Below are 6866 nucleotides of genomic sequence, written 5' to 3'. Positions count from 1 at the left end.
AATCCTCAGCACGCAATCGCTTGCGTCCTGTATGAATTACTTTTTGGAATTTTAAGTGTTTCCAACACTTTAAAGGTTCCGTTACAAGTATTCGATATTGTTCAATTTTCAAGGTCCTGCCCGTCAGCCTATCGGCTGGCGACCTGTTTATTTTACCACAGCGTTTCGAACTTGTCAAGCACTTTTTTCGAAGTGTTTTTCAGTTCTTTTCGCTTTGTGGGCCGCCCCGTCAGGGCGCTCACATATATTACTACAGACCCGGATATTTGTCAAGGGTTTTCCCCTAATTTTTTCCATTTTCTGCAGCCAGCAAGCCTTTCTGTTCGCTGTGAGGTAAATTTTACCACAAATTCTCCCAAATTGCAAGAACTTTTTTGCATTATCCCTCCAAAAGTTTCGTTCGCATCATTTGGAGGATCTTTCGCTCCCGCCGGGAAACCTGTACCTGGGTGGTATGCAGCAGTTTTGCCGTATCGCTTTGGGTTCGGTTCCCATAAAAACGAAGCCGAATCAAAGCCTGGTCCGATGCAGGCAGGCTCTCCAGCACTTCCTCCAGGCTGATTTTGTCCGCCAGTTCTTCTTCGGGAGAAGCCACCGGAATATCCAGCTGCCGCTCATCGCCGTCGTCTCCTTCCGGCGTGAGACTCATAGCCGGCATAGAAGCCCGAATGGCCAAAGCAATCGCTTCGGGAGCCTCTCCCAGTTCCTCCGCCAATTGCCCTACCGTCATCTCTGCGCCATACAGTTTCATATGGCGTTCCCGGGCCGCACTGATCCGCAGTCCCAGTTCCTTAATGGAGCGGCTGACCTTGACCGTACCGCCGTCCCGGAACAGTTTCTTGATTTCTCCCAGGATGACCGGCACTGCATAGGTGGAAAAGCACACGCCCCGGGTTTCATCAAAGCCGTCGCAGGCTTTCACCAATCCCATACAGCCCGCGCTGTACAGGTCATCGTACTCGATGCCGCGGCCGCGAAAACGGCCGGCACACGCATGCACCAGCCCCAGATTGTTCTCAATAAATACACTCCGCCGGGTCTTGTCCGATACCATAAAACTGCCGCCTCTCTTTATAGATTATGTATCGGAGCTCTTGGCGGCCAGCCGTTTGGTCATCACCACCCGGGTTCCCCGGGCCGGATGGGAGGTCACCCGCACCCCATCCATAAAGCTCTGCATGACGGCAAACCCCAGGCCCGAGCGTTCCTCGGGGTCGCCGGTGGTGAACAGCGGCTCCATGGCCTGTGCCACGTCCGCAATCCCTATCCCCTTGTCCGCCACGGTAATTTTGATCCGGCGGTCGGGATAGACTGCCACCGTCAGAACAATCTGTCCCACTCGGTCCGGATACGCATGCACGATGCAGTTGGTCACCGCCTCCGAGACAGCGGTCTTGATGTCGGCCAGCTGGGGCACCGTCGGGTCATATCGGGCCAGAAAGGCCGCCACGGCGCCCCGCGCATAGGCCTCGTTGACGCTGAGGGAATCGAACTGGATGCGGGTACTGTTTTCCGCTTTCATACCTGATGTCCTCCTTCTTCACTGCTGAGGGTTTGTTCCGGGTCGCTGCAGGGAATCCGGGCCAGATCCAGCACCCGGCGCAGCTGCCGGGGCGCATGCTGGACCCGAATCCGCCCGCCCAGAGCCTGGGCCCGGCGCTGCCGGCCCAAAATCAGGCCCACGCCCGAGGAATCCATAAAACCCACCCCGCTGAAATCCATCACCAGGATATGGGGTGTATGGCAGACCATGGCGTCGTCAATCTCCAGCCGCAGAGACTGGGCCGCGTCGTGGTCGATCTCTCCGGCAAGATACGCATACAGGGTGTCCCCTGCCATGCTGAACCGCACATTTGCCATCGCGTCTCACACTCCTTACAACAAAAAATCCCGTACACTATGCATCTAGTGTACGGGATATGCCTTTGAAATTTTAGGGAAGCGTGTCGAGGGGATCAGCGGCTTTCCAGCAGGCGCTCAGCCTCTAGGGCCAGCTCCTGGCTGCCGCAGATCACAATGCCGCGGCCGCCGGCAGCGCGGGCAGCCTCCAGAGCCTCTTCCAGGCTGGCGCAGGCCTGGGCTTCAAAGTGGAACCGGGCCAGATTGGTCAGGGTGTTCGCCAGAGCCGGCTCCGACCCCGCCGGAGCGGTGAGGTAAAGGCGGTCAATGGGCCCTTCCTCCCCCATGCCGGGCATCTTTTCCTTGTCCTTTTTCTGGTCGTCGGTCAGCAGACCGTTTTCCAGGGTGGCAAAGAAGTCCTCTGCCCCTTCCTGGCTTCGCAGGCCGATGACGGCATTCAGATGCCGGATCTTGGCCATCTGGAGCACACGCAGCAGTGCGGCGGCCTGCTGGGGCGTCCGGCAGGCGTCCAGAATCACCAGCGGGTCCCGGGAAACAATCCGGATGCTGCTGCGGTTTTTGGCGGCAGCCATGGCGCCCAGAATGGCGTCATCCTGGATGTCGTGGCCTTTGCGCCAGAGGGCCAGGGCCAATTCCACCGCCACAGCGGCGTTGCAGGCGGCGTGGTACCCCATAAAGGCCGGGGGCACGTCGTATCCGCCGTAATCCACCCGGGCGGTGGGCCTGTCGTCGTCGGGGAAGGTGATGTCCTCCTCATCGGGGACCACCAGTTCACAGTCCGCCTTGCCTGCGGCCACAATGATTTCGGTCAGGGCCGGCTTGGGCTGGCCGGGAGCGGTCACGCAGACCGTCCCCTTCCGCATGACGGCGGCTGCATCGTGGGCCAGACGCTCGATGGTGCGGCCGGTGCCGTCGGGGCCAATGTGGGTCACGGCGCAGGCAGGCACCTGGGGCAGAGCCGACGCCAGAGCGCCGTCTGCCGTCTCCACCACCGCAAAGGCACAACCCGCCGCCCCGAAGCAGCTGCAGGCTGCCGCCAGTTCCGCCGCCGGGCGGGACAGCAGCGTCCCCTCCAGAATCCGGTCTGCCGCCTCGGTATAGGCCTCGGCTGCAGCGCCGTCCAGAGGCTGGCCGTCCACCAGGATGCGGGAGGACAGGGGCTCGGCCCCCGCAGTGTACAGACCGGTGCGGAAGCCTGCACCCGTCAGGATGCCTGCCGTGAGGGAGGCCACCGCCGTCTTGCCCGCCGTCCCGGCGACCGGGATATACTGGACCGCCGGGTCCGCCCCGGCAGGCAGCGCGGCGGCAAAGTCCTGGGGCGAGTCAAACCCGTCGGGCAGAGAGGCGAAGAATTCGTCCGCCTCCCGGATGGATTGGATGGTGCGCATCGTTCGATTCCTTTCTGTCGGGGAGTTCCCCCAAACGGCTGAAACGCCCAAATTTCCAATATCTTGCGTTTGGAGATTCAGGCGTTTCAGATCTTTGTTTAAAATTCAGTATCGTCCCTGCGGCGTCCAAACAGCAGATGCCACAGGCCCAGGAACAGCAGGCCGCAGATCATGCCCATCACCACGCCGGAAAAGTCAATCCAGACATCGGTGACCAGGCTGCCCCGTCCATCATAGAACAGCTGGATGGTTTCATCGGTCAGGGCGGTCAGCACGCCGAACAGCGCCGGCCAGCTGAGATACGGCAGCAGGCATCTGTGACGGCCTGCCAGGATCCGCGTTACCAGCAGCAGGAAAAATCCCTCCATCATATATTCGCAGAAGTGGGCTGCCTTGCGGACCATATGGTCGGTCAGGCGGGCCGCCAGACCGGGATGTCCCAGCCGGCGCAGAACCTTCTGCAGAAAAGACAGCACCGTGCCGCTGGCGCTGGAGGAGACGCTGGCGGTTTTCATCGAGTTGGAAAAGATAAACCAAATCGTTCCCACCAGGGCCGCAAGCAATATCACCTTGATCCCTGTCCATACCCATCCGTAGCGTTTGCTGTTCATATACCTCCTTTAGCCCAGCGCCTGGATGCTCTGCTCGATGTTGGCCAGCTTGTCCTGGCTGCGGGCATACTTGGCGCGGGTTTCCTCCACCAGTGCGGCAGGGGCCTTTTCGATGAATTTGGGGTTGGCCAGCTGGTTCTTGAACATGGCCATTTCCTTTTCGGCCTTGGCCTTCTCCTTGTTCAGGCGGGCCAGCTCCTTGTCGCGGTCGATCAGTTCCATCATGGGGATGAAGCCGCGGGCGGCGTGGGTGGACACCTGGACCATGCCGTCGGTGCTGCCGGTGTACTTGTCGGTGAAGGACACCTCGGTGGCAAAGGCAAACTTAGCCAGGTAGATTTCCGCCTTCTGGAAGGGGGTCGGGTCGGCCGTCTCGATGACCATGCGGGTCCGCTTGGCGGGATGGACGTTCATCTCAGTGCGCATGGTGCGGACCGCCTTGATATAGTCCATCACCTTTTCAAAGGCCTCTTCCTCCTCGGGCCAGCTGAACTCAGGGTTGGCCACAGGCCAGGCAGCGGTCATGATGGTCTCGGCGCTGCCGGGCAGAGCCTGATACAGCTCCTCGGTGATGAAGGGCATGAAGGGATGCAGCAGCTTGAGGGCCTCGCTCAGGACGTGGACCAGCACCCGGCGGGCCGTATCCGCCTGGACGGCGTCGCCCGAGTTCAGGCGGGGCTTGGCGATCTCGATGAACCAGTCGCAGTAGACATCCCAGATAAAGCTGTTGATCTTGGCGGCAGCCAGACCCAGCTCGTAGTGGTCGATGTTGTCGGTCATGGCGCTGGCCACCTGGCCCAGCTTGGTCAGGACCCAGCGGTCGCTCATATCCAGCAGGCTGGCGTCGGGCAGACCGGGGGTAAAGTCCTCCGGCAGGTTCATCAGGACAAAGCGGGTGGCGTTCCACAGCTTGTTGGCAAAGTTGCGGGCAGCCTCCACCTTCTTCTCGCTGTAGCGCATGTCGTTGCCGGGGGTGGAGCCGTCCACCAGCATGAACCGCAGGGCGTCGGCGCCGTACTGGGCGATGACCTCCAGCGGATCGATGCCGTTGCCCAGGCTCTTGGACATCTTGCGGCCCTGGCTGTCGCGGACAATGCCGTGGATGCAGACGGTGTGGAAGGGTGCCTTGCCGGTATAGGCCAGGCCCGAGAAGATCATACGGCTGACCCAGAAGCCAATGATGTCATAGCCGGTGACCAGGGTGTCGGTGGGATAGAAATACTTCAGGTCCTCGGTTTCCTCCGGCCAGCCCAGGGTGCTGAAGGGCCACAGGGCCGAGGAGAACCAGGTGTCCAGGGTGTCGGGGTCCCGGGTCAGGTGGGTGCAGCCGCACTTGGGGCAGGCTGCAGGCGCTTCCTTGGCCACGATGGTCTCGCCGCACTCGTCGCAGTACCATGCGGGAATCTGATGGCCCCACCACAGCTGGCGGCTGATGCACCAGTCACGGGTGTTCTTCATCCAGTTCATATAGTTCTTGGTGAAGCGCTCGGGGACAAAGCGGATCTCGCCCTTCTCCACCGACTCGATGGCCGGCTTGGCCAGGGGCTCCATCCGGACAAACCACTGCTTGGAGACCATGGGCTCAATGGTGGTGTGGCAGCGGTAGCAGGTGCCCACCTCATGGCGCAGGGGCTCCACCTCTTTCAGGTATCCGCCGGCCTCCAGGTCGGCCAGGATGGCCTTGCGGGCCTCCATGGTGGTCATGCCGGCGTACTTGCCGCAGTCCAGCACCCGGGGCTCGTTGACGGTGTTCTTGCCGGCGGCAAAGAGGGCGTCGGCGGCGGCCTTGTCGGCGGCGCCGGTCATATGGCCGTCGTAGGTGAACACCCGCACAATGGGCAGGCTGTGACGCAGGCCCACCTCAAAGTCGTTGGGGTCGTGGGCGGGGGTGATCTTCACCACGCCGGTGCCCTTGGTCATGTCGGCGTGCTCGTCGCAGACAATGGGAATCTCCTTGTTCAGCAGGGGCAGCACCACATGGCAGCCGTGGAGATGGGCATAGCGGGGATCTTCGGGGTTGATGGCCACGGCGGTATCGCCCAGCATGGTCTCGGGACGGGTGGTGGCCAGCTCCAGCATCTCGCCGGTCTCCTTGACCGGATACAGCAGGTGCCAGAAATGGCCGTCCTGCTCGGTGTACTCCACCTCGGCGTCCGAAATGGAGGTGTTGCAGTGGGGGCACCAGTTGACCATCCGGTTGCCGCGGTAGATCAGACCCTCGTTGTACAGCCGGACAAAGACCTCGCGCACAGCCTCCGAGCAGCCGTCGTCCATGGTGAAGCGCTCCCGCTGCCAGTCGCAGCTGCTGCCCAGCTTCTTCAGCTGGCTGACAATGCGGCTGCCGTAGCGGTTTTTCCAGTCCCAGGCCCGCTCCAGGAAACCGTCGCGGCCCAGGTCCTCTTTGGTCAGGCCTTCCTTGGCCATGGCCTCCACCACCTTGGCCTCGGTGGCGATGGATGCGTGGTCGGTGCCGGGCACCCACAGGGCAGCATAGCCCTGCATCCGCTTGGTGCGGATCAGGATATCCTGCATGGTGTTGTCCACGGCGTGACCCATGTGCAGCTGGCCGGTGACGTTGGGGGGCGGCATCACAATGGTATAGGGCTTCTTGTCGGGGTCGGCCTTGGTGTGGAAATAGCCGCCGTCCTGCCAGAACTGGTAGATTCGGTCCTCCACCTGGCTGGGATCGTATTGCTTTGCGAGTTCCTTCATGGGCAAAATCCTCCTGTCTGTGTCGGTGGGGGACAAAAAAGCCGCCCCACGGAAATTCCATGGGACGGCTGAACATTTCGAGCCGCGGTACCACCCAAATTGCGTCCGGCCCTCGGGGCCGCACGCCTCTTGACGCCCCGGTAACGTGGGGCAGGCCGGGGGCGGCTGACAGGGCGCTTGCCTTTCACCGCTCCTGCTCCGGAGTGACAGCGCGCCGCCCTGCCCTGCCGGCTTTCACCTGGCCCGGCTCTCTGGAAGGGTGGATGCAGCGCGCACTCTCCCTCATCGCATTTAG

The 6866-nt window shown here is 61.6% G+C and carries 6 protein-coding genes; all 6 read right to left on the bottom strand.

Annotated elements, in window-relative coordinates; translation table 11 throughout:
* Positions 1–379 precede the first annotated feature (379 nt).
* The 6 genes from B5E67_RS10130 to B5E67_RS10105 all read right to left on the bottom strand — a co-directional run bounded on the left by B5E67_RS10130 (position 380) and on the right by B5E67_RS10105 (position 6571).
* Positions 380–1054: a sigma-70 family RNA polymerase sigma factor gene (locus tag B5E67_RS10130; protein WP_087249474.1), complete on the bottom strand. Its 675-nt coding sequence runs from the start codon at positions 1052–1054 to the stop codon at positions 380–382.
* A 24-nt stretch (positions 1055–1078) separates the two neighbouring features.
* Positions 1079–1522: an anti-sigma F factor gene (gene spoIIAB / locus B5E67_RS10125; RefSeq protein WP_087249476.1), complete on the bottom strand. Its 444-nt coding sequence runs from the start codon at positions 1520–1522 to the stop codon at positions 1079–1081.
* Positions 1519–1860, bottom strand: coding sequence for an STAS domain-containing protein (locus B5E67_RS10120; RefSeq protein ID WP_087249478.1), 342 nt, complete (start codon positions 1858–1860; stop codon positions 1519–1521). Before B5E67_RS10120 ends, spoIIAB begins: the two co-directional genes overlap by 4 nt.
* Positions 1861–1955: 95 nt before the next feature.
* Positions 1956–3248, bottom strand: a complete 1293-nt coding sequence (locus B5E67_RS10115) for a folylpolyglutamate synthase (RefSeq protein ID WP_087385121.1) — start codon at positions 3246–3248, stop codon at positions 1956–1958.
* 98 nt (positions 3249–3346) lie between these two features.
* The gene (locus tag B5E67_RS10110; RefSeq protein WP_087385119.1) at positions 3347–3859 is read right to left on the bottom strand and encodes a VanZ family protein; all 513 of its coding nucleotides are present in this window, start codon (positions 3857–3859) and stop codon (positions 3347–3349) included.
* Between the two features lie 9 nt (positions 3860–3868).
* Positions 3869–6571 carry a valine--tRNA ligase gene (locus tag B5E67_RS10105; RefSeq protein ID WP_087365485.1) on the bottom strand — a complete coding sequence of 901 codons (2703 nt, stop codon included), beginning with the start codon at positions 6569–6571 and terminating at the stop codon, positions 3869–3871.
* Positions 6572–6866 lie beyond the last annotated feature (295 nt).

Source organism: Faecalibacterium sp. An122, assembly GCF_002160895.1.
In the GTDB taxonomy this organism is placed as follows: Bacteria; Bacillota; Clostridia; order Oscillospirales; family Ruminococcaceae; genus Faecalibacterium.
Note: the sequence above shows the minus strand (reverse complement) of the source record. Positions and strands in the feature narration are given on the sequence as shown.